Source organism: Pseudomonas sp. B2021 (genome assembly GCF_018135665.1).
Classification (GTDB): Bacteria; Pseudomonadota; Gammaproteobacteria; order Pseudomonadales; family Pseudomonadaceae; genus Aquipseudomonas; species Aquipseudomonas lactis.
This window is the reverse complement of sequence record NZ_SMOF01000036.1, coordinates 1-318: the sequence shown is the minus strand read 5'-3', so window position 1 is coordinate 318 and position 318 is coordinate 1. Positions and strand designations below refer to the sequence as shown.

1 protein-coding gene is annotated in these 318 nt (G+C 62.9%); it reads left to right on the top strand.

Going from position 1 to position 318, the window contains the following annotated elements; translation table 11 throughout:
• A partial coding sequence (locus E1K68_RS27560) for an AMP-binding protein (protein ID WP_212614968.1) occupies positions 1-318 on the top strand: 318 nt, incomplete at both ends.

The window sequence follows — 318 nt, the reverse complement described above, 5'->3', positions numbered from 1 at the left end:
CGCTGGATATCGAATACCCACGTGATCGCCTGCTGTACATGATGCAAGACAGCCGCTCGAAAATGCTGTTGACCCATTCGGCCGTGCAACACCGGTTGCCGATCCCGGACGGCCTCGACGTCTTGGCGGTGGATCAGGTGCAAGCCTGGTCGGATTACACCGATACGGCCCCGACTGTGGCGCTGGACGGCGACAACCTCGCCTACGTGATCTACACCTCCGGCTCCACCGGTTTGCCCAAGGGCGTGGCGGTGTCACACGGCCCGCTGGTGGCGCATATCATCGCTACCGGCGAGCGCTATGAAACCTCACCGGCCG